A 20668-nucleotide genomic window follows, 5' to 3' on the forward strand; every position below is an offset into this window, starting at 1 on the left:
GGTAAACCCTTGCTCGACAACGTAATTGACCAGTTCATCGGCCAGCTGGCGGTAGTTGAGGCCGGGACGCCACGAGCCCAGGTGCACTTCGTAGGTGCTCATCGGCTCGAAAACCGGGTTCCGGCCGGCGCGCTGGGTCATCCAGTCGCCGTCCTGCCACGTGTAGTCGCTGCGGGTGACTCGCGACGCGGTGTGCGGCGGCACCTCGGTGGCGAACGCCATCGGGTCGGCCCGCTCGGTGACCACGTCGTCGGCCCCGTGCACGCGGAACTTGTACAGCCCGCCGACGGGGAAGCCAGGCCAGAATAGCTCCCACACACCGGAGGATCCGAGCGACCGCATGGGTGCCTCGTTGCCGGTCCACCCGTTGAACTCGCCGATCAGGCTGACGCCCTTGGCGTTGGGCGCCCATACGGCGAACGACACGCCGTCGACCACGCCATCGGCGGTCGTGAACGAACGCGGATGCGCGCCAAGGACTTCCCACAGTCGCTCGTGGCGTCCCGGCCTCAACTACCGCCAGCTGGCCGATGAACTGGTCAATTACGTTGTCGAGCAAGGGTTTACCCACGTCGAGCTGCTGCCGGTCGCCGAGCATCCCTTCGCGGGGTCGTGGGGTTACCAGGTCACGTCCTACTATGCGCCGACGTCACGCTTCGGTTCGCCGGACGAATTTCGGGCGTTCGTCGACGCGCTGCACGCGGCCGGCATCGGCGTCATCGTCGACTGGGTCCCGGCGCACTTCCCCAAGGACGCCTGGGCACTGGGACGGTTCGACGGCACCCCGCTCTACGAGCACGCCGACCCGAAACGGGGCGAGCAATTAGACTGGGGCACCTACGTTTTCGACTTCGGCCGCGCCGAGGTCCGCAACTTCCTGGTGGCCAACGCCCTGTACTGGCTGGAGGAGTACCACATCGACGGCCTACGGGTCGACGCCGTCGCGTCCATGCTTTACCTGGACTACTCGCGTCCCGCCGGCGGCTGGACGCCCAACATCTACGGGGGCCGCGAGAACCTCGAGGCCGTGCAGTTCCTTCAAGAAATGAACGCGACCGCGCACAAGGCGGCGCCCGGTATCGTCACCATCGCCGAGGAATCCACCTCGTGGCCCGGTGTGACGCGGCCGACCAGCCTTGGCGGCCTTGGCTTCTCGATGAAGTGGAACATGGGCTGGATGCACGACACGCTGGACTACCTCAGCCGTGACCCGATCCACCGCAGCTTCCACCACGGCGAGATCACCTTCTCGATGCTCTACGCGTTCAGCGAAAACTACGTGCTTCCGCTGAGCCACGACGAGGTGGTGCACGGCAAGGGCACGCTGTGGGGCCGGATGCCGGGCAACAACCACACCAAGGCCGCCGGGCTGCGCAGCCTGCTGGCCTACCAGTGGGCGCACCCCGGCAAGCAACTGCTGTTCATGGGTCAGGAATTCGGCCAGCGGGCCGAATGGTCCGAGGAGCGCGGCCTGGACTGGTGGCAACTCGACGAGCAGGGCTTCTCCAACGGCGTGCTGCGCCTGGTGCGCGACATCAACGCCATTTACCGCGCTCGGCCCGCGCTGTGGAGCCAGGACACCATTCCCGACGGCTACTCCTGGATTGACGCCAACGACTCCGGCAACAACGTGCTGAGCTTCCTGCGCTACGGCAGCGACGGCTCGGTGATGGCATGCGTGTTCAACTTCGCGGGCGCCGAGCACAGCGGATACCGGCTCGGCCTGCCGGCCGCGGGCCGGTGGCGGGAAGTGCTCAACACCGACGCCACCGACTACAACGGCGCGGGCATCGGCAACATGGGCGGCGTGGACGCGACCGAGGACCCGTGGCACGGTCGGCCCGCGTCGGCGGTGCTGGTGCTGCCCCCGACGTCGGCGATCTGGCTCGAGCCCGAGCGGTAGTGCGGGCCTAGGCGGCTCAATACAGCGCGTTGGCCAGGTTGCGCCGCCCGGTGATGACGTCCGGATCGGCGGGGTCGAAGAGTTCGAACAGCTCGATCAGCCGGGTCCGCACCCGGGTCCGGTCGTCGCCGGAGGTACGGCGCACCAACGCAATCAGGCGGTCGAACGCCGCGCCGGGATCCTGGTTGAGGACCTCGACGTCCGCGGCCGCGAAGGCGGCCTCGATGTCGCCGGGCGCGGCGTCGGGCCCGGCGACGGCGTCGGGCCGCTGCGCCGTTGCGCGCGTGAGGAAGTCGATCTGGCGGATTGCGCCCTTGGCCTCGGCGCTGCCCGGATTGGCCTCCAGGATCGCCTCGTAGGACGCCTTGGCGGACTCAAAATCGCCCGCCTCGAGCTGGTCGCGCGCGGCGGCCAGCTCCGGGTCCACCGCCGCGGAGTCCGTCGAACCGCTTGGCCCCCGCAGCTTTCCGGCGGTGGCCGACAGGATCTGGTCGAGCCAGCCGCGCAACTGCTCGGCCGGCTGCATCCCCTGGAAGCTGGAGATCGGCTGCCCGGCCGCCAACGCCACCACGGTGGGGACGGCGTCGACCCCGAAGATCTGCGCGACCCGGGGCGCCACGTCCACGTTGACCGTCGCCAGCGACCAGCTGCCGTTGTCCGACGCGGCCAGGGCGGCAAAGGTGTCGAGCAGCTGCACGCACGCGTCGCTGCGGGGCGACCACAGCACGACGACCACCGGCACCTCTTCGGACCGAAGCAGCACGTCGCTTTCGAAATTGGCCTCGGTGATCGCGGTGCCGCCCGCGTCGCCCTGCGTGGCGGGGCCCGCCGCGCCGCTCGGGCCGCTGCCCGGCGCTGGTTGCTGGGCCCGTTGCTTGAGGCCGGACAGGTCGATCGCGCCAGCCATCGCGGGGCCGATCGGGGGTCGCGGACGCGTCACGCCGACCAGTTTGTCATGCGCGGCGTCCGCCGCTCCACCCGGTCGCGCGGCCGTGACGGGCACGCACCGACGAGCGCGCCGGCACCCCGCGGACTTGCCGAACGGCAAGTATGACGAATATCACAACGCCTCGTCGCGGGCGGTCGCCCAGCAACGTCGCGCCGGGGGGGCCGGCGAACTATCCGGCGCGCAGAATCAGCGCATCGCCCTGCCCGCCGGCCCCGCACAGCGCGGCCACGGCGTAACCGGAGCCGCGACGCGCCAGTTCCAGGGCGGCGTGCAGCGTGATCCGGGCCCCCGACATCCCGATGGGGTGCCCGACGGCGATCGCACCGCCGTTGACGTTGACGATGTCGGGGTCGAGGCCGAGCTCGCGGGTGGAGGCCAGGGCCACGGCCGCGAACGCCTCGTTGATCTCCACGACGTCGAGCTGGTCGACGGCGATGCCCTCACGGGCGATGGCCTTCTTGATCGCGTTGGCGGGCTGGGACTGCAGCGTCGAGTCGGGCCCGGCCACCACGCCGTGCGCCCCGATCTCCGCCAGCCAGGTCAGGCCCAACTCCTGCGCCTTGGCCTTGTTCATCACCACCACCGCGGCCGCACCGTCGGAGATCTGCGACGCCGAACCCGCGGTGATCGTGCCGTCACGCCGGAACGCCGGCTTCAACCCGGCCAGGGAGTCGGCCGTGGTGTTGGGCCGGATGCCCTCGTCCTCGGTGAACTGCAGCGGATCCCCCTTGCGCTGAGGGATATTGACTGCCACCACCTCGTCGGTGAAGACGCCGTCCTTCCATGCCGCGGCGGCCTTCTGGTGGGACCGGGCAGCGAACTCGTCCTGCTCGGCGCGGGTGAACTTGTCCAGGTCGTTGCGTTGCTCGGTGAGCGCGCCCATCGGCTGGTCGGTGAACACGTCGTGCAGGCCGTCGTAGGCCATGTGGTCCAGGACGGTCACGTCGCCGTACTTGTAGCCCGCCCGGCTGTCCATCAGCAAATGCGGGGCCTTGGTCATCGACTCCTGCCCGCCGGCCACCACCACGTCGAACTCGCCCGCGCGAATCAGCTGGTCGGCCAGGGCGATGGCGTCGATCCCGGACAGGCACATCTTGTTGATGGTCAGCGACGGGACGTCCCAGCCGATGCCCGCAGCGACGGCGGCCTGCCGCGCCGGCATCTGCCCGGCGCCGGCCGTCAGCACCTGGCCCATAATAACGTACTCGACCTGCGAGGCGGCGACGTGGGCCTTCTCGAGCGCGCCGGCGATCGCGATCGCGCCCAGGTCGCTGGCCGAGAAATCCTTCAGCGAACCCATCAGTTTGCCGATGGGAGTCCGTGCCCCAGCAACGATGACCGACGTCGTCATGACAACCTCCTACGCGCGCGCAAACGGCCGATTTGGCCTCCCGGAGAAGCGGGACCTGTGCTGCCAGGTTACCGTTATGTGATGACGACCGATCAAGTTGACGCCCGTCAGGTCCTGGCCAGCGCGCTGGTGACGGCGATCGATCATGTCGGCATCGCGGTCGCCGACCTGGATGCGGCAAAGCGGTGGTACCACGACCAGCTCGGCATGATCGTGCTGCACGAGGAAGTCAACGAGGACCAGGGAATCCGCGAAGCCATGCTGGCCGTGCGCGGCGCCCCGGCCGGCTCGGCGCAGATTCAGCTGATGGCCCCGATCGACGAGTCGTCGACCATCGCGAAATTCCTCGACAAGCGTGGTCCCGGCATCCAGCAGATGGCGGTGCGGGTCAGCGACCTGGACACCTTGGTCGAGCGGCTGCGCGCGCAGGGGATCCGGCTGATCTACGACGCGCCGCGGCGTGGCACCGCAAACTCGCGCATCAACTTCGTCCACCCCAAGGACGCCGGCGGCGTGCTGCTCGAACTCGTCGAGCCGGCCAGCTAGTCAGGACCACTTTCGGGTCGGCCCCCGGGTGGCGCGGTGCGCCCAGCAGGGGGTGTGCCAGTGCCGCCGGTCGTCGACCAGCCCCGCGCCCGCTCCCGCCTCGGCGGGCCACACCACCAGATGGGCTGTGCCCGAACGGATTTCGTGATCGCAACCGGGGCAGCGGTACGTTTTGACGGCCCGCGCGGCGGCGACGGGCCGCACCTCGTAGTCATGGCCATCCGGCCCGGTCTCGACGCGCCGCAGCGCCGGCGGGGGCGCAAACGGCCGCCGCCGGGGCGGCGCAGTGCGGCGCCTGGCCATGCGGCCAGTGTATTCGTCGGCGCCTAGAACAACCGGTATTCGTCGCTGTCCATCCCGCGCATCTTGTCGTAATCCAATGTCAGGCAACGTATTCCGCGATCGGTGGCCAGCGTGCGGGCCTGTGGTTTGATCTGCTGGGCGGCGAACACGCCCTTGACGGGCGCCAAGACGCTGTCCCGATTGAGCAGTTCCAGGTAGCGGGTGAGCTGCTCGACCCCGTCGATCTCGCCGCGGCGCTTGATCTCCACCGCCACCGACGCGCCCTGCTCGTCGCGGCACAGCAGGTCTACCGGCCCGATCGCGGTCATGTATTCGCGGCGCACCAAGGTGTAGCCCTCCCCCAGCAGCTGGACGTGCTCGGCCAGCAACGCCTGCAGGTGCGCTTCGACACCGTCTTTGACCAGGCCCGGGTCCACCCCCAGGTCATGGCTGGAGTCGTGCTCGATCTCCTCGACGGTGATGCGCAGCTGTTCGCCCGCCTTGTTCTGCACCACCCACACGGGCGCCTCGCCGGCGAGCTCCTCGGTCACCCAGCAGGGCGGGCTCATCCAGTTGAGCGGCTTGTAGGCGCGGTCGTCGGCGTGCACGCTCACCGACCCGTCGGCCTTGAACAGCAGCAGCCGGCGCGCCGACGGCAGATGCGCGGTGAGCCGGCCGACGTAATCGACAGTGCACTGGGCGATCACTAGACGCACCCGACTCACCTTAGAGCGTGGTCGACAAATTAGGCTGACGCCACCATGGCGGGCAACAGGAGCTTGGCGCAGCGCATCGGTCGGGTGCTGGAACGAGTGACCCGCCAAAGCGGCCGCCTGCCGGAAACCCCCGCGTACGGTTCGCTGCTCCTGGGCCGGCCGTCGGAAAGCCAGAGCCGCCGGCGCGTCCGCATCCAGGTCATCATCACCGCGTTCATCCTCGGCACCAACCTGATCGGCATCGGCGTCGCCACCCTGCTGCTCACCGTTGCCTTTCCCTCGCCCAGCGTCTTCAGCGACGCCCCGCTGTGGATCACCTTCGGCGTCTCGCCGGCCTACATCGCGGTCGCGTTGGCGCTGGGCACCTTCCTGATCACCAGGCGGACGCTGGCCACCCTGCGGTGGGCCATCGAGGAGCGCCCGCCCACCGCGACCGACGAACGGAACACGTTCGTCGCCCCGTTCCACCTGGCGCTCGGCGTGCTCATCCTGTGGGTGATCGGCGCCGCCGTGTTGACCACCTTGTACGGACTGGTCAACACCACCTTCATCCCGATCGTGGGCTTCCCGGTCAGCTTCTGCGGCATCCTGGTCGCCACCGCGTGCTACCTGCTCACGGAGTTCGCGCTGCGCCCGGTCGCGGCGCAGGCGCTCGAGGCCGGCACCGCACCGCGGCGGCTGGCGCCGGGCATCATGGGACGCACCCTGACCGTGTGGGCGCTCAGCTCCGGGGTGCCGGTCTTCGGCATCGCGCTGACGGCGTTCTTCGCCCTGGTCCTGGGCAATCTAACGAAGACCCAGTTGAGCGTCGCGGTGCTGATCCTGGCGTCGGCCACCCTGATCTTCGGTTTCATCCTGATGTGGATCCTGGCCTGGCTGACGGCCACCCCGGTCCGGGTGGTGCGCGCCGCCCTGCGGCGCGTCGAGCGCGGCGACCTGCGCGGCGACCTGGTGGTGTTCGACGGCACGGAACTCGGTGAGCTGCAACGGGGTTTCAACGCGATGGTCGACGGGTTGCGCGAGCGCGAACGGGTCCGCGACCTGTTCGGCCGGCACGTCGGCCGCGAGGTGGCGCTGGCCGCCGAGCGCGAGCGCCCGAAGCTGGGCGGCGAGGAACGCCACGTCGCCGTCGTGTTCATCGACATCGTCGGGTCCACGCAATTGGTGACCAGCCGCCGCCCGTCCGAGGTGGTCGGCGTGCTCAACCGGTTCTTCAGCATCGTCGTCGAAGAGGTCGACCGGCACTGCGGGCTGGTCAACAAGTTCGAGGGCGACGCTACGCTGGCCGTCTTCGGCGCACCCAACCGTCTCGACTCGCCGGGAGACCAGGCGCTGGCCGCCGCGCGACGCATCGCCGAGCGGCTGAGCAACGAGATGTCCGAACTGCAGGCGGGCATCGGGGTGGCGGCCGGGCAGGTCGTTGCCGGAAACGTCGGCGCCCGCGAACGTTTCGAGTACACCGTCATCGGCGAACCGGTCAACGAGGCGGCCCGGCTGTGCGAGCTGGCCAAGTCGCACCCGTGCCACATGCTCGCCACCGCTGACGTGGTCGAACGCTCCAGCGCTGACGAGCAGGAGCATTGGTCGTTGGGCGAGACGGTGACCCTGCGCGGCTACGAACGTCCCACCCGGCTCGCGCATCTGGCCGGCGGCGCCGACTGCGCCCAGTAGCCGCCGGCACGCAAACGAGGACCATCCCAGGTCGCTAAACCGCCTCGGCGCCAATAGCTTTCAGCTATCAGGCGATAACCAGAAACGCCTTGACCGCCGGGTCACCCCGGCCGATAGTGACGGCGGGCACACAGCCGCAACCGCTTCACTGGGAAAGGTGCTTCGTGACAACCATTGGCTTGCTGGACCGTTCGAGGATTGTCGCGGGGCCCGGATGGAGTCGGTGGCTGGTGCCGCCCGCCGCCCTGTCCATCCACCTCGCGATCGGTTCGGTCTACGCGTGGAGCGTCTTCAAGATCCCGCTGGAGAAGTCGCTGCACGTGTCCGGCACCGCCAGCGCCATGCCGTTCACCATCGGCATTGTCATGCTTGGCCTTTCCGCGGCCGTGTTCGGCACGCGCGTCGACCGTTACGGTCCGCGCTGGGCCATGTTCGTGGCCACCGTGTGCTTCTGCAGCGGGTTATTGATCGCCGGGGCCGGGGAGTGGATCGGCCAATACTGGCTGGTGCTGCTCGGTTACGGCGTGGTGGGCGGCGTCGGGCTGGGCGTCGGATACATCTCGCCGGTGTCCACGCTGATCAAGTGGTTCCCCGACCGTCCGGGGATGGCGACCGGACTGGCGATCATGGGTTTCGGCGGGGGCGCGCTGATCGCGTCGCCCTGGACCAACAGCCTGCTCACCTCCTTCGGGCGCACCAGCACCCACGGCGTCGCCAAGACCTTCGTCGTCATGGGGTGCAGCTACGCGGTATTCATGTCGATGGGCTGGCTGCTGATCCGGGTGCCGGCACCGGGATGGGCACCGGCGGGCTGGCATCCCGAGCCGCGCGCGGGGGTACCCCGGGTTGCGTCCGCTGGTGTCTCGGCCGCCGTCGCCAGCAGGACGCCGCAGTTCTGGTTGCTATGGGTGGTGTTGTGCTTCAACGTGACGGCCGGAATCGGCATCCTGGAGAAGGCGTCGCCCATCTGGCAGGACTTCTTTCCCGCCGCTCCGAAGGGCGTCGCCGCGGCCGCGGCGGCCGCGGGGTTCGTCGCGCTGCTGTCGCTGGCCAACATGCTGGGCAGGATCGGCTGGTCGTCGTTGTCGGACGCAGTGGGCCGCAAGAACATCTACCGGCTCTACCTGGGCGGCGGCGCCCTGTTGTACCTGACGCTGGCGCTGACCACCAACGCCAGCAAGGTCACCTTTCTGCTGTGCACCGTGGGGATCCTGTCGTTCTACGGGGCGGGCTTCTCCACACTCCCGGCCTACCTGCGCGACCTGTTCGGCGGCTACCAGGTCGGCGCCATCCACGGCCGGTTGCTGACGGCCTGGTCCGCCGCGGGGGTGCTGGGTCCGCTCATCGTCAACGCCATCGCGGACTCGCAGGAGGCGAGCGGCAAGCACGGACCCGATCTGTATCTCGCGTCGTTCGCGGTCATGATCGCGCTGTTGATCGTCGGTTTCGTCTGCAACGAGCTGGTGCGGCCGGTGGCCGCCCGCCACTACGAGCGCGCGGCGGTCTCCGACGAGGCCCCCGCCGCGGTGCCAGAAATGATTCCCGCCCAAGGATCGGAGACCCAGCCATGACGGACACCGCCGCCGCCCCGCACCGTCGCCTCGGGGTGCTCCCCGCGGCCCTCACGTGGTTGTGGGTCACGGTTCCGTTCGGTTACGGGGTCTGGCAACTCGTCGCCAAAATCGCCCAGTTGTTCGGCCGCTGACGCCGCTCGGGTGCCATCGCGTAACTCGGTGCTTGATTTTTCCCGCGAATGGGTAGATGCACTGCTGACATCGGCACGTAGAGAGATTGGGTATGACATGACCGGTTACGGAACTGCCCGCCGCGTTTCTCTCGCGGCGGGCATTGCCGCGGCGATCGCGCTCAGCAGTTTGACCGCGGGGTGCGGCTCGGGTGACAGGAACAAGAATCCCTCCACCTCGACGGTGACCACGACCGTGACGACGCCTGCCAGCGTGACCACGACGGCCCCCTCCGGCACCGCGCCGGGCGGCCCGGGCGGCCCCACCGTCGGACCGGGCGGTGCCACCACCGCTGTGCCGGGCGGCGGCGCCGGTGCGGGTCCGGGCGGTGCGAGCGCCGGGGTGCCGGGCGCCGGGGCGTCCGCCGGTCCCGGTGGCGCGGGGGCGTGCGCCGGCGGCGTGTGCGTCGGGACGCCTCCCGGCCCGTAGTAGTTGTTGGGGCGGCAGGGGTGGCGCGGCCACTCCTGCCGCCCCGTCTTTGCCTGCGCCCGCAGACCGGGCGACGGCGGCGCCACTACCATGTCGGTTTTCCGCCAGTGTTGTCGGCGCGGCGGTGTAAGTGTTGACAGCGTGCATGACGACTTCGACCGTTGCTACCGCGCCGTCCAGTCCAAAGACGCGCGGTTCGACGGCTGGTTCGTCACCGCGGTCCTGACCACCCGCATCTATTGCCGGCCCAGCTGCCCGGTGCGACCGCCGTTCGCCCGCAACGTGCGGTTCTATCCGACCGCGGCGGCGGCGCAGCGCGCCGGTTTCCGGGCTTGCAAGCGTTGCCGGCCCGACGCCTCCCCCGGATCCCCGGAATGGAATGTCCGCGGCGACGTCGTCGCCCGCACCATGCGGCTGATCGCCGACGGCACGGTCGATCGTGAGGGCGTCGGCGGCCTGGCCGCGCACCTGGGTTACACCCCGCGCCAGCTCGAACGGCTGCTGCAAGCGGAGGTCGGTGCCGGGCCGCTGGCGCTGGCCCGCGCGCAGCGGGCCCAGACCGCGCGGGTACTGATCGAGACGACCGACCTGCCGTTCGGCGACGTGGCGTTCGCGGCCGGGTTCTCCAGCATCCGCCAGTTCAACGACACCGTGCGCCTGGTGTTCGAAAGCACCCCGACGGTGCTGCGACGACGGACGGCGGCGCGCCCCGGAACGGACGCCGTATCGCCGGGGACGGTGTGCCTGCGGTTGCCGGTGCGCACGCCGTTCGGTTACGCGGGCGTGTTCGGGCACCTGGCCGCGACCAGGGTCCCGGGATGCGAGGAGATCCGCGACGGCGCGTACCGGCGGACGCTGCGGCTGTCCTTCGGCAGCGCCGTGGTGGCGTTGCGGCCGGCCCCCGATCAAGTGCGGTGTCAGCTGGTCCTCGACGATTTCCGGGATCTGACGACCGCGATCGCCCGCTGCCGCCGGCTACTGGATCTCGATGCCGATCCGGAAGCGGTCGACGACGCCCTCGCCGCCGACCCGCAGTTGGCGCCGGTGGTCGCGAAGGCACCCGGCCAGCGCATCCCCCGCACGGTCGACGAGGCCGAACTCGCCGTGCGGGCGGTCCTCGGCCAGCAGGTGTCGACGAAGGCGGCGAGCACCCATGCGGGGCGGCTCGTCGCGGCCTACGGCCGGCCCGTCGACGACCCCGAGGGCACGCTGACCCACACCTTCCCGTCGGTCGACGACCTGGCCGAGATCGACCCGATCCACCTGGCGGTGCCTGGGAGCCGGCGGCGAACGCTCAGCGCGCTGATCGCGGGCCTCGCCGACGGATCCATCAGCCTGGACACCGGAACCGACTGGGCCAGCGCCCGCGCACAATTGTTGGCGGTTCCCGGCATCGGCCCCTGGACCGCCGAGGTCATCGCGATGCGCGGCCTGGGCGACCCCGACGCCTTTCCCGCCAGCGACCTCGGACTGCGCGTGGCCGCCCGGGAGGTGGGCATGCCGACCGACGAGCGCGCCCTCATCGCCCACAGCGCCCGGTGGCGGCCGTGGCGGTCCTACGCAACCCAATACCTCTGGACCACCCTCGAGCACCCCGTTAACACTTGGCCACCACAGGAGGTCGCATGATCGAGTACCGCACCGTCGACAGCCCCGTCGGGCCGCTGACCCTCGCCGGCCAGGATTCGGTTTTGACGCATTTGCGCATGGTGGACCAAACCTACGAGCCGAGCCGCACCGGCTGGACGCCCAACCCGGCGGCGTTCGGCGCGGCCGTCGAGCAGTTGGCCGCCTATTTCGCCGGCGAGCTCACCGACTTCGATTTCGCTATCGAACTGCGGGGCAGCGAATTCCAACGCAAGGTGTGGCGGGCGCTGCGCACCATTCCGTACGGGGAAACCCGCTCCTACGGCGTCATCGCGCAGCAGATCGGCGCGCCCGGTTCCGCGCGTGCCGTCGGGTTGGCCAATGGCCACAATCCGATCGCGATCATCGTTCCCTGCCACCGCGTCATCGGAGCGAATGGGAGCTTGACCGGATACGGTGGCGGCCTGGACCGTAAGCGGACTCTGCTGCAATTGGAAAGGGTTCGCATTTCTACAAATATGGAGCCCACTTTATTTGATTGACCATTACCCGAAATGCAAAAACACCCCCGTTGCCGGGGGTGTTTTTGTGTATGTTCGGCGGTGTCCTACTTTTCCACCCGAGAGGGCAGTATCATTGGCGCTGACAGGCTTAGCTTCCGGGTTCGGAATGGGACCGGGCGTTTCCCTGTCGCTGTGGCCGCCGTAACTCTATTTAAATTTGTTTGGTGGCGGGATGCGGTGTCCAGAGTATCCGCGACAGAAATGTCAGCGGAGCTGAATAGTGGTTGCGATTGTGTGTTGGTAAGTTTTCGGCCGGTTAGTGCCAGTTCCCTGCACCCATTACTGGGCTTCCAGGTCTGACCTATCGATCCCGTGGTCTGCGGGGGGCCTTATCCCTCTAAAAGGGTGAGAAACCTGATCTTGGAGAAGGTTTCCCGCTTAGATGCTTTCAGCGGTTATCCTGTCCGAACGTGGCTATCCAGCGGTGCTCCTGGTGGAACAACTGGTATACCAGAGGTTCGTCCGTCCCGGTCCTCTCGTACTAGGGACAGGTTTCCTCAAGTTTCTGACGCGCGCGGCGGATAGAGACCGAACTGTCTCACGACGTTCTAAACCCAGCTCGCGTGCCGCTTTAATGGGCGAACAGCCCAACCCTTGGGACCTGCTCCAGCCCCAGGATGCGACGAGCCGACATCGAGGTGCCAAACCATCCCGTCGATATGGACTCTTGGGGAAGATCAGCCTGTTATCCCCGGGGTACCTTTTATCCGTTGAGCGACACCCCTTCCACTCAGAGGTGCCGGATCACTAGTCCCGACTTTCGTCCCTGCTTGACTTGTAAGTCTCGCAGTCAAGCTCCCTTGTGCACTTACACTCGCCACCTGATTGCCGTCCAGGTTGAGGGAACCTTTGGGCGCCTCCGTTACATTTTAGGAGGCAACCGCCCCAGTTAAACTACCCGCCAGGCACTGTCCCTGAACCCGATAAGGGTTCGAGGTTAGGTGTCCAATACGATCAGAGTGGTATTTCAACAACGACTCCGCCCCAACTGGCGTCGGGGTTTCACAGTCTCCCACCTATCCTACACAAACCGTACCGAACACCAATACCAAGTTGTAGTGAAGGTCCCGGGGTCTTTTCGTCCTGCCGCGCGTAACGAGCATCTTTACTCGTAGTGCAATTTCGCCGAGTCTATGGTTGAGACAGTTGGGAAGTCGTTACGCCATTCGTGCAGGTCGGAACTTACCCGACAAGGAATTTCGCTACCTTAGGATGGTTATAGTTACCACCGCCGTTTACTGGGGCTTAAATTCTCCGCTTCACCCTTACGAGTTAACGGGTCCTCTTAACCTTCCAGCACCGGGCAGGCGTCAGTCCGTATACATCGTCTTGCGACTTCGCACGGACCTGTGTTTTTAGTAAACAGTCGCTACCCACTGGTTTCTGCGGCCGGATCCCGCTCCCACCGCAAGGGTGTTCACGGTATTCCGGCCCCCCTTCTCCCGAAGTTACGGGGGCATTTTGCCGAGTTCCTTAACCATAGTTATCTCGTACGCCTTGGTATGCTCTACCTGACCACCTGTGTTGGTTTGGGGTACGGGCCGTGTGTGAGCTCGCTAGAGGCTTTTCTTGGCAGCAGAGGATCACCGAATTCGCCTCAATCGGCTATGCATCACCTCTCAGGAATATGAGCGACGGATTTGCCTATCGCTCTCCCTACAGGTTTGCCCCAGTATTACCACTGACTGGTACGGCTACCTTCCTGCGTCACCCCATCGCTTGACTACTACCAGCGAAGGTCCCACGCAGCCGGTGATCCTCGCACCCCGAAGGGATTGATAGACCACCATTTGGGTGGTTAGTACCGCTGATTCGTCATGGGCGCGCACACACGGGTACGGGAATATCAACCCGTTGTCCATCGACTACGCCTGTCGGCCTCGCCTTAGGTCCCGACTCACCCTGGGCGGACTGGCCTGGCCCAGGAACCCTTGGTCTTACGGCGGGCAAGGTTCTCACTTGCCTTATCGCTACTCATGCCTGCATTCTCACTCCCCCACCCTCCACCACCGGTTACCCGGAGGCTTCACTGAATGAGGGACGCTCCCCTACCCATATTCACCGTACGGTGAATATGCCGCGGCTTCGGCGGTGTGCTTGAGCCCCGCTACATTATCGGCGCACAATCACTTGACCAGTGAGCTATTACGCACTCTTTCAAGGGTGGCTGCTTCTAAGCCAACCTCCTGGTTGTCTCTGCGACTGCACATCCTTTTCCACTTAGCACACGCTTAGGGGCCTTAGCCGGCGATCTGGGCTGTTTCCCTTTCGACGTACGGAGCTTATCCCCCGCCGTCTCACTGCCACGCTCTACACCACGGCATTCGGAGTTTGGCTGACGTCAGTAACCTAGTAGGGCCCATCGGCCATCCAGTAGCTCTACCTCCGTGGTGAACCACGCAACGCTGCACCTAAATGCATTTCGGGGAGAACCAGCTATCACGGAGTTTGATTGGCCTTTCACCCCTACCCACAGCTCATCCCCTCAGTCTTCAACCTAAGTGGGTTCGGGCCTCCACGCGGTCTTACCCGCGCTTCACCCTGGCCATGGGTAGATCACTCCGCTTCGGGTCCAGAACACGCCACTACACCCCAAAGGGGATGCGCCCTATTCAGACTCGCTTTCGCTGCGGCTACCCCGCACGGGTTAACCTCGCGACGTGTCCCTGACTCGCAGGCTCATTCTTCAAAAGGCACGCCATCACCCCACGAGGAGGCTCTGACGGATTGTAGGCACACGGTTTCAGGTACTATTTCACTCCCCTCCCGGGGTACTTTTCACCATTCCCTCACGGTACTAATCCGCTATCGGTCATCGAGAAGTATTTAGGCTTACCGGGTGGTCCCGGCAGATTCACAGCAGATTCCACGGGCCCGCTGCTACTCGGGAATTGATACAAGGTAGGTGACGGGTTTTCGCGTACCGGGCTCTCACCGTCTACGGCGGGCCATCCCAGGCCACTTCCGCTAACCACGACACTTTCTGACTACCTCTCAGCCAGGTAGAGCTGAGACGTATCCTCCCACAACCCCGCACACACAACCCCTACCCGGTTACACATGCGTGCGGTTTAGCCTGTTCCGCGTTCGCTCGCCACTACTAACGGAATCACAATTGTTTTCTTCTCCTACGGGTACTGAGATGTTTCACTTCCCCGCGTTCCCCCCCGCACCCTATATATTCAGATGCGGGTAACACGACATCACTCGTGCTGGGTTTCCCCATTCGGAAATCCTCGGATCAAAGCTCGGTTGACAGCTCCCCGAGGCATATCGCAGCCTCCCACGTCCTTCATCGGCTCTCGATGCCAAGGCATCCACCATGCGCCCTTAAACACTTACATACACACAAAAACCAAAGAAGAAATTACACATTTCGACGGACACACTGCCTAAGCAATGCATCCATCTAGATGCTCGCAACCACTATCCAATACTCAAACACCACACCCCACCACCAAGATGGGGAGACTCCACGCGGACTGAACCGAGTGTTATCTCAGGGCCCAATAGTGTGTCTGGCAATTATCTGTTGTCGTGCACCCGGTCCCCGCCCACTACAGGCGAGAACCCCTCACGGCTTGCACCCCACCAATTGGGGTGCTTCTCGTGGTGCTCCTTAGAAAGGAGGTGATCCAGCCGCACCTTCCGGTACGGCTACCTTGTTACGACTTCGTCCCAATCGCCGATCCCACCTTCGACAGCTCCCTCCCAAAGGGTTAGGCCACTGGCTTCGGGTGTTACCGACTTTCATGACGTGACGGGCGGTGTGTACAAGGCCCGGGAACGTATTCACCGCAGCGTTGCTGATCTGCGATTACTAGCGACTCCGACTTCACGGGGTCGAGTTGCAGACCCCGATCCGAACTGAGACCGGCTTTAAAAGGATTCGCTTAACCTTGCGGCATCGCAGCCCTTTGTACCGGCCATTGTAGCATGTGTGAAGCCCTGGACATAAGGGGCATGATGACTTGACGTCATCCCCACCTTCCTCCGAGTTGACCCCGGCAGTCTCTCACGAGTCCCCGGCATTACCCGCTGGCAACATGAGACAAGGGTTGCGCTCGTTGCGGGACTTAACCCAACATCTCACGACACGAGCTGACGACAGCCATGCACCACCTGCACACAGGCCACAAGGGAACCGACATCTCTGCCGGCGTCCTGTGCATGTCAAACCCAGGTAAGGTTCTTCGCGTTGCATCGAATTAATCCACATGCTCCGCCGCTTGTGCGGGCCCCCGTCAATTCCTTTGAGTTTTAGCCTTGCGGCCGTACTCCCCAGGCGGGGTACTTAATGCGTTAGCTACGGCACGGATCCCAAGGAAGGAAACCCACACCTAGTACCCACCGTTTACGGCGTGGACTACCAGGGTATCTAATCCTGTTCGCTCCCCACGCTTTCGCTCCTCAGCGTCAGTTACTGCCCAGAGACCCGCCTTCGCCACCGGTGTTCCTCCTGATATCTGCGCATTCCACCGCTACACCAGGAATTCCAGTCTCCCCTGCAGTACTCTAGTCTGCCCGTATCGCCCGCACGCCGAGGGTTAAGCCCCCGGTTTTCACGAACAACGCGACAAACCACCTACGAGCTCTTTACGCCCAGTAATTCCGGACAACGCTCGCACCCTACGTATTACCGCGGCTGCTGGCACGTAGTTGGCCGGTGCTTCTTCTGCAGGTACCGTCACTTGCGCTTCGTCCCTGCTGAAAGAGGTTTACAACCCGAAGGCCGTCATCCCCCACGCGGCGTCGCTGCATCAGGCTTGCGCCCATTGTGCAATATTCCCCACTGCTGCCTCCCGTAGGAGTCTGGGCCGTATCTCAGTCCCAGTGTGGCCGGACACCCTCTCAGGCCGGCTACCCGTCGTCGCCTTGGTAGGCCATCACCCCACCAACAAGCTGATAGGCCGCGGGCCCATCCCACACCGCAAAAGCTTTCCACCAGAAGACATGCGTCTTGAGGTCCTATCCGGTATTAGACCCAGTTTCCCAGGCTTATCCCGAAGTGCAGGGCAGATTACCCACGTGTTACTCACCCGTTCGCCACTCGAGTACCCCCGAAGGGGCCTTTCCGTTCGACTTGCATGTGTTAAGCACGCCGCCAGCGTTCGTCCTGAGCCAGGATCAAACTCTCCAAACAAAGACTCCTCGATGAACGAGGCGAATTCACAATCAGAGATATCTGACCTAACAAAAAGACACCAAAACTGGCATCATAAAAGAGCCATACCCACACACGGGGAGTGCTAGGTATGGCCAAAAACAACAACAAATAAAAAGACCAAACACACTATTGAGTTCTCAAACAACACTTGTTTCGCCCGTTTTGGGGCAACCCTGCCAGCTTAATACATCTCCGGCAGTGAAGTCAACTCCCAGTTTTTGGCCCTTCCGGGCCGTTCGGGAGCAGCCGTGCCAGGCTAGTACCAATCCAGCGAGGGAGTCAAGGCCCCAAGTTTCGGTTCCCTCTGCGAGGTGACCGCGCTTGTGGGGCACTGACTTTGGTTACTGTACCCGCTCGATCTCCGCTCCCAAAATCGCCAGGTTTTCCACGAACAACGGGTAGCCCCGATCGATGTGAAACACGTCGTGGACCTCGGTGTCTCCGTCCGCGACCAAACCCGCCAGAACCAGGCCCGCACCGGCGCGAATGTCCGAACACCACACGGGAGCGCTCGACAGTTGGGGCAATCCGCGCACGACGGCGTGGTGGCCGTCGGTGCGGGCGTCGGCGCCGAGGCGGATCATCTCCTCGACGAACCGGAAGCGCGCCTCGAAGACGTTCTCCGTGATCATCGACGTGCCGTCGGCGATCGACGCCAGGGCGATCGCCATCGGCTGCAGGTCCGTCGGGAACCCGGGGAACGGCAGCGTCGCGACGTTCACCGACTTCGGCCGCTCGTATTGGGCGATCCGGAAGCTGTTGTCTGTCTGGGTGACCGTGGCGCCGGCGTCGTGCAGTTTGTGCAGGACGACCTGCAGATGCGCCGGGTCGATGCCCGTCACCGTGATGTCGCCCCGGGTCATCGCCGCGGCGATCCCCCAGGTGGCGGCGACAATGCGATCCCCGATCACGCGGTGTTCCGTCGGGTAGAGGCGCGGGACGCCGGTGATCGTCATGGTCGGCGACCCGGCCCCCTCGACCTGCGCCCCCATCTGGTTGAGCATCGTGCACAGATCGACGACGTCGGGCTCGCGCGCCGCGTTGTGGATCGTGGTGACGCCTTCGGCCACCACCGCGGCCATCAGGATGTTCTCGGTGGCGCCCACCGAGGGGAATTCCAGTTGGATCTCCGCGCCGCGCAGCGTATCGGCTTGCGCGACAACGCATCCGTGCTCGATGTTGCATTGCGCACCCAGCTGGCGCAGGCCCGCTTGGTGCATGTCGAGCGGCCGCGAGCCGATCGCGTCGCCGCCCGGCAGCGCCACCCGGGCCCGCTTGCACCGCCCGACCAGGGGCCCGAGCACGCACACCGACGCCCGAAACTGCCGCACCGCGGCGAAGTCCGCGTCGTACTTCGGCTCGTCGGGTGAGGTGATCCGGGCGACGTCGCCGTCGAGTTCGACGGTGGCGCCCAGGCCGCGCAGGACTTCCGCCATCAGCGGCACGTCGAGGATGTCGGGGCAGTTGGTGATGGTGCTGGTGCCCTCCGCAAGAAGCGTCGCGGCCATCAGTTTCAAAACACTGTTCTTGGCGCCGCCGACGGCGACTTCGCCGGACAACCGGTTGCCACCGGTCACCACGAATCGCTCAGCCACCCGCGTCAGTCTAGTGAAGCGGTATCGGCTTGTCAGTCAGCTAAGTGGCCCGCCGAGTACGGTTTGGTCATGGCAGTGCACCTGACCCGCATTTACACGCGGACCGGCGATGACGGGACCACCGGGCTCAGCGACTTCTCGCGGGTTTCCAAGAACGACGCCCGCCTGATCGCCTACGCCGACTGTGACGAAGCCAACTGCGCGATCGGCGTCGCGCTCGCGCTGGGCGGCCCCGATGCCGAGGTCGCGGGCGTGCTGCGCCAGATCCAAAACGACCTGTTCGACGCCGGCGCCGACCTGTCCACGCCGGTGGTCCCGGATCCGAAGTATCCCCCCCTGCGCGTTCCGCAGGCCTACATCGACCGGCTGGAGGGTTGGTGTGACAAATATAACGAACCGCTGCCGGCGCTGAAATCCTTTGTGCTGCCGGGTGGTTCGCCGTTGTCGGCGTTGCTGCACGTGGCCCGTACCGTGGTGCGGCGCGCCGAGCGATCGGCGTGGGCTGCGGTCGAGTCCGCCCCGGAGACGGTGAGCGTGCTGCCGGCCAAGTACCTCAATCGGTTGTCCGACCTGTTGTTCATCTTGTCGCGGGCGGCGAACCCCGAGGGTGACGTGCTGTGGCAGCCAGGAGGCGGCGCCGCGGACTGAGGCCGTCAAAGTGGTTGTCGCGGCGGCGAACTGGTCAGAAGCTACGCCGGCGCGCACGCGGTGAGGGGCGGGACTCCAGCCAGGACAGGAAAGCGGTCAACGCCCCCTTGTCGAACGCGATCTCGTACCCCGAACGCGGTTCCTGCGTGGTATCGCGCAGTTCGAGGACGACGATCTCGTCGGTCATGATGTCGAACTCGTCGCCGCGGGGTGCGCGCCTGGCGACGATCTCTACGCCCCGCCTGCTAAGCCGGCGATCCGGCCACAACCGCAGGCTGGAGAGCCGGTAGAACAGGGCCTCCCCGCCGCGGTACCGGATCACGCCATGCCGCCAGCCGTGGCCGCCGACCGCGGGGACGTCGCGCATGATGCCCGCCGTTCCACCTTGGCGCAGTTTCCACAACCGGTAGCTCAGCGCGGCGACGGCGGCCCCCAGGACGACGACGAGCACGACCATGCCAACCATGGGCGCGCCCATCTGCCGTCAGTCGATCGCGCCGACGGCGCGCAGTCTCGCGCGCCCTCTGGCCGCGATCCGGGGATCGTCCGATTCGGAATCCTCCCGGGCGGAGCTCTCGTCGATCTCGGACTCGAATGCCGCGGATTCGGCGAGCACGGTCACCGATTCCTCGGTGATCGACAGGAAGCCGCCGTCCACGGCGATCCGTAAGTCGTCTTCGCCGTCCCGTTCGACCCGCACCATCGCGTCGTCGACCAGTTGAGCCACCAGCGGGATGTGCCGCGGCATGATGCCGATCTCCCCGACGGTGGTGCGGGTGAACACGAACTTCGCCTCACCCGACCAGATCTTGCGGTCGACAGCGACGATCTCGACGTTCATTTCGGCCATGCCACACCACCTTTCGACTCGACCGGGTCGTTAGAGCTTGGCGCCAAGGCTCTCGGCCTTCTTGGCCAGGTCGTCGAGCCCACCGATGAGGAAGAAGGCCTGCTCGGGCACGTGGTCGAACTCACCCTTGGTCAGGCGGTCGAACGACTCGATGGTCTCCTTCAGCGGCACCGTCGAACCCGGCTGACCGGTGAACTGCTCGGCCGCCATCATGTTCTGCGACAGGAACCGCTCGATGCGCCGTGCCCGGTTCACCAGCTGCTTGTCCTCTTCGGACAGCTCGTCGATACCGAGGATGGCGATGATGTCCTGAAGGTCCTTGTAGCGCTGCAGGATTCGGATCACTTCCTGGGCGACGCGGTAGTGCTCGTCACCGACGACGCTGGGGTCCAGGATGGTCGAGCTCGACGCCAGCGGGTCCACCGCCGGGAAGATGCCCTTGGAGAACACGTTTCGGGACAGCTCCGTGGTCGCGTCGAGGTGCGCGAACGTCGTCGCCGGCGCCGGGTCGGTGTAGTCGTCGGCGGGCACGTACACCGCCTGCATCGACGTGATGGACCGGCCCCTGGTCGAGGTGATGCGCTCCTGCAGCTCGCCCATCTCGTCGGCCAGGGTGGGCTGGTAACCCACCGCCGACGGCATGCGACCCAGCAGCGTCGACACCTC

Annotated in this window: 15 protein-coding genes, 3 rRNA genes and 3 pseudogenes; 8 read left to right on the plus strand and 13 right to left on the minus strand. The window is 65.7% G+C overall.

The features are described 5' to 3' along the window. Nucleotides 1-438 (minus strand): annotated as a pseudogene (locus A5714_RS17715) (1,4-alpha-glucan branching enzyme); the annotation flags it as partial. A 46-nt stretch (nucleotides 439-484) separates the two neighbouring features. Here A5714_RS17715 and glgB point away from each other — a divergent pair. Continuing rightward, a pseudogene (glgB, locus tag A5714_RS17720) lies at nucleotides 485-1903 on the plus strand (1,4-alpha-glucan branching protein GlgB); the annotation flags it as partial. Nucleotides 1904-1919: 16 nt separating this feature from the next. Here the strand turns inward: glgB and A5714_RS17725 are convergent. Together A5714_RS17725 and A5714_RS17730 are read right to left on the minus strand one after the other, a co-directional pair. Continuing rightward, nucleotides 1920-2843 (minus strand): co-chaperone YbbN, encoded by a 924-nt coding sequence (locus A5714_RS17725; protein ID WP_068287310.1) that lies wholly within the window; start codon nucleotides 2841-2843, stop codon nucleotides 1920-1922. Nucleotides 2844-3021: 178 nt separating this feature from the next. Then, entirely contained in the window at nucleotides 3022-4203 is a 1182-nt protein-coding gene (locus A5714_RS17730) for an acetyl-CoA C-acetyltransferase (protein WP_068287297.1), read from the minus strand. A 78-nt stretch (nucleotides 4204-4281) separates the two neighbouring features. On the opposite strand from A5714_RS17730, the gene mce reads away from it, so the two are divergent. Beyond that, the gene (gene mce, locus A5714_RS17735; protein ID WP_197502914.1) at nucleotides 4282-4749 is read left to right on the plus strand and encodes a methylmalonyl-CoA epimerase; all 468 of its coding nucleotides are present in this window, start codon (nucleotides 4282-4284) and stop codon (nucleotides 4747-4749) included. Here the strand turns inward: mce and A5714_RS17740 are convergent, their stop codons facing one another. Beyond that, a complete protein-coding gene (locus A5714_RS17740; protein WP_068287301.1) occupies nucleotides 4750-5052 on the minus strand; it encodes a hypothetical protein in 303 nt (100 codons plus the stop codon). Between the two features lie 23 nt (nucleotides 5053-5075). Next, nucleotides 5076-5747, minus strand: a complete 672-nt coding sequence (gene nucS / locus A5714_RS17745) for an endonuclease NucS (protein WP_068073098.1) — start codon at nucleotides 5745-5747, stop codon at nucleotides 5076-5078. A 45-nt stretch (nucleotides 5748-5792) separates the two neighbouring features. Here nucS and A5714_RS17750 point away from each other — a divergent pair, with 45 nt between their 5' ends. The 3 genes from A5714_RS17750 (at nucleotide 5793) to A5714_RS26690 (ending at nucleotide 9123) form a co-directional block, all read left to right on the plus strand. Further along, a complete protein-coding gene (locus A5714_RS17750) occupies nucleotides 5793-7418 on the plus strand; it encodes an adenylate/guanylate cyclase domain-containing protein (protein ID WP_068073100.1) in 1626 nt (541 codons plus the stop codon). Between the two features lie 173 nt (nucleotides 7419-7591). Then, nucleotides 7592-8989 carry an OFA family MFS transporter gene (locus A5714_RS17755; RefSeq protein ID WP_068287313.1) on the plus strand — a complete coding sequence of 466 codons (1398 nt, stop codon included), beginning with the start codon at nucleotides 7592-7594 and terminating at the stop codon, nucleotides 8987-8989. Continuing rightward, nucleotides 8986-9123: a hypothetical protein gene (locus A5714_RS26690; protein ID WP_197502911.1), complete on the plus strand. Its 138-nt coding sequence runs from the start codon at nucleotides 8986-8988 to the stop codon at nucleotides 9121-9123. Before A5714_RS17755 ends, A5714_RS26690 begins: the two co-directional genes overlap by 4 nt. Nucleotides 9124-9228: 105 nt before the next feature. Here A5714_RS26690 and A5714_RS25530 read toward each other — a convergent pair whose 3' ends face one another. Beyond that, nucleotides 9229-9684, minus strand: coding sequence for a hypothetical protein (locus tag A5714_RS25530; protein ID WP_156747370.1), 456 nt, complete (start codon nucleotides 9682-9684; stop codon nucleotides 9229-9231). A 49-nt stretch (nucleotides 9685-9733) separates the two neighbouring features. Here A5714_RS25530 and A5714_RS17765 point away from each other — a divergent pair, with 49 nt between their 5' ends. Both A5714_RS17765 and A5714_RS17770 read left to right on the plus strand, forming a co-directional pair. Beyond that, nucleotides 9734-11221 (plus strand): DNA-3-methyladenine glycosylase 2 family protein, encoded by a 1488-nt coding sequence (locus A5714_RS17765; RefSeq protein ID WP_068287304.1) that lies wholly within the window; start codon nucleotides 9734-9736, stop codon nucleotides 11219-11221. Beyond that, nucleotides 11218-11721: a methylated-DNA--[protein]-cysteine S-methyltransferase gene (locus tag A5714_RS17770; protein WP_068287307.1), complete on the plus strand. Its 504-nt coding sequence runs from the start codon at nucleotides 11218-11220 to the stop codon at nucleotides 11719-11721. Before A5714_RS17765 ends, A5714_RS17770 begins: the two co-directional genes overlap by 4 nt. 52 nt (nucleotides 11722-11773) lie before the next feature. Here the strand turns inward: A5714_RS17770 and rrf are convergent. The 4 genes from rrf to murA all read right to left on the minus strand — a co-directional run bounded on the left by rrf (nucleotide 11774) and on the right by murA (nucleotide 18504). Next, nucleotides 11774-11886: ribosomal RNA gene (gene rrf, locus A5714_RS17775) — 5S ribosomal RNA — on the minus strand. Between the two features lie 92 nt (nucleotides 11887-11978). After that, nucleotides 11979-15086 (minus strand): 23S ribosomal RNA (locus tag A5714_RS17780). A gap of 279 nt (nucleotides 15087-15365) precedes the next feature. Then, nucleotides 15366-16885, minus strand: a 16S ribosomal RNA gene (locus A5714_RS17785). Together the 16S, 23S and 5S rRNA genes form the textbook arrangement of a ribosomal RNA operon. A gap of 365 nt (nucleotides 16886-17250) precedes the next feature. Further along, nucleotides 17251-18504 (minus strand): UDP-N-acetylglucosamine 1-carboxyvinyltransferase, encoded by a 1254-nt coding sequence (murA, locus tag A5714_RS17790; RefSeq protein WP_068073108.1) that lies wholly within the window; start codon nucleotides 18502-18504, stop codon nucleotides 17251-17253. Nucleotides 18505-18573: 69 nt separating this feature from the next. Here murA and A5714_RS17795 point away from each other — a divergent pair, with 69 nt between their 5' ends. Next, complete coding sequence (locus tag A5714_RS17795) at nucleotides 18574-19152, plus strand: cob(I)yrinic acid a,c-diamide adenosyltransferase (RefSeq protein ID WP_068287316.1); 579 nt, start codon at nucleotides 18574-18576, stop codon at nucleotides 19150-19152. Between the two features lie 34 nt (nucleotides 19153-19186). On the opposite strand, the gene A5714_RS17800 is transcribed toward A5714_RS17795, so the two are convergent. The 3 genes and pseudogenes from A5714_RS17800 to A5714_RS17810 form a co-directional block, all read right to left on the minus strand. Further along, nucleotides 19187-19630, minus strand: coding sequence for a DUF2550 domain-containing protein (locus tag A5714_RS17800; RefSeq protein ID WP_068073115.1), 444 nt, complete (start codon nucleotides 19628-19630; stop codon nucleotides 19187-19189). Nucleotides 19631-19636: 6 nt separating this feature from the next. Beyond that, nucleotides 19637-20002, minus strand: a complete 366-nt coding sequence (locus A5714_RS17805) for a F0F1 ATP synthase subunit epsilon (RefSeq protein WP_068073117.1) — start codon at nucleotides 20000-20002, stop codon at nucleotides 19637-19639. 30 nt (nucleotides 20003-20032) lie between these two features. After that, nucleotides 20033-20668 (minus strand): annotated as a pseudogene (locus A5714_RS17810) (F0F1 ATP synthase subunit beta); the annotation flags it as partial.

The organism is Mycobacterium sp. E2462, from assembly GCF_001672685.1.
GTDB lineage: Bacteria > Actinomycetota > Actinomycetes > Mycobacteriales > Mycobacteriaceae > Mycobacterium.

Coding starts and splice junctions, on each gene's coding strand:
- A5714_RS17730 (WP_068287297.1), bottom strand. CDS start 4,203: ATGACGACGTCGGTCATCGTTGCTGGGGCACGGACTCCCATCGGCAAA.
- A5714_RS17740 (WP_068287301.1), bottom strand. CDS start 5,052: ATGGCCAGGCGCCGCACTGCGCCGCCCCGGCGGCGGCCGTTTGCGCCC.
- A5714_RS17750 (WP_068073100.1), top strand. CDS start 5,793: ATGGCGGGCAACAGGAGCTTGGCGCAGCGCATCGGTCGGGTGCTGGAA.
- A5714_RS26690 (WP_197502911.1), top strand. CDS start 8,986: ATGACGGACACCGCCGCCGCCCCGCACCGTCGCCTCGGGGTGCTCCCC.
- A5714_RS25530 (WP_156747370.1), bottom strand. CDS start 9,684: ATGGTAGTGGCGCCGCCGTCGCCCGGTCTGCGGGCGCAGGCAAAGACG.
- A5714_RS17770 (WP_068287307.1), top strand. CDS start 11,218: ATGATCGAGTACCGCACCGTCGACAGCCCCGTCGGGCCGCTGACCCTC.
- A5714_RS17795 (WP_068287316.1), top strand. CDS start 18,574: ATGGCAGTGCACCTGACCCGCATTTACACGCGGACCGGCGATGACGGG.
- A5714_RS17800 (WP_068073115.1), bottom strand. CDS start 19,630: ATGGGCGCGCCCATGGTTGGCATGGTCGTGCTCGTCGTCGTCCTGGGG.
- A5714_RS17805 (WP_068073117.1), bottom strand. CDS start 20,002: ATGGCCGAAATGAACGTCGAGATCGTCGCTGTCGACCGCAAGATCTGG.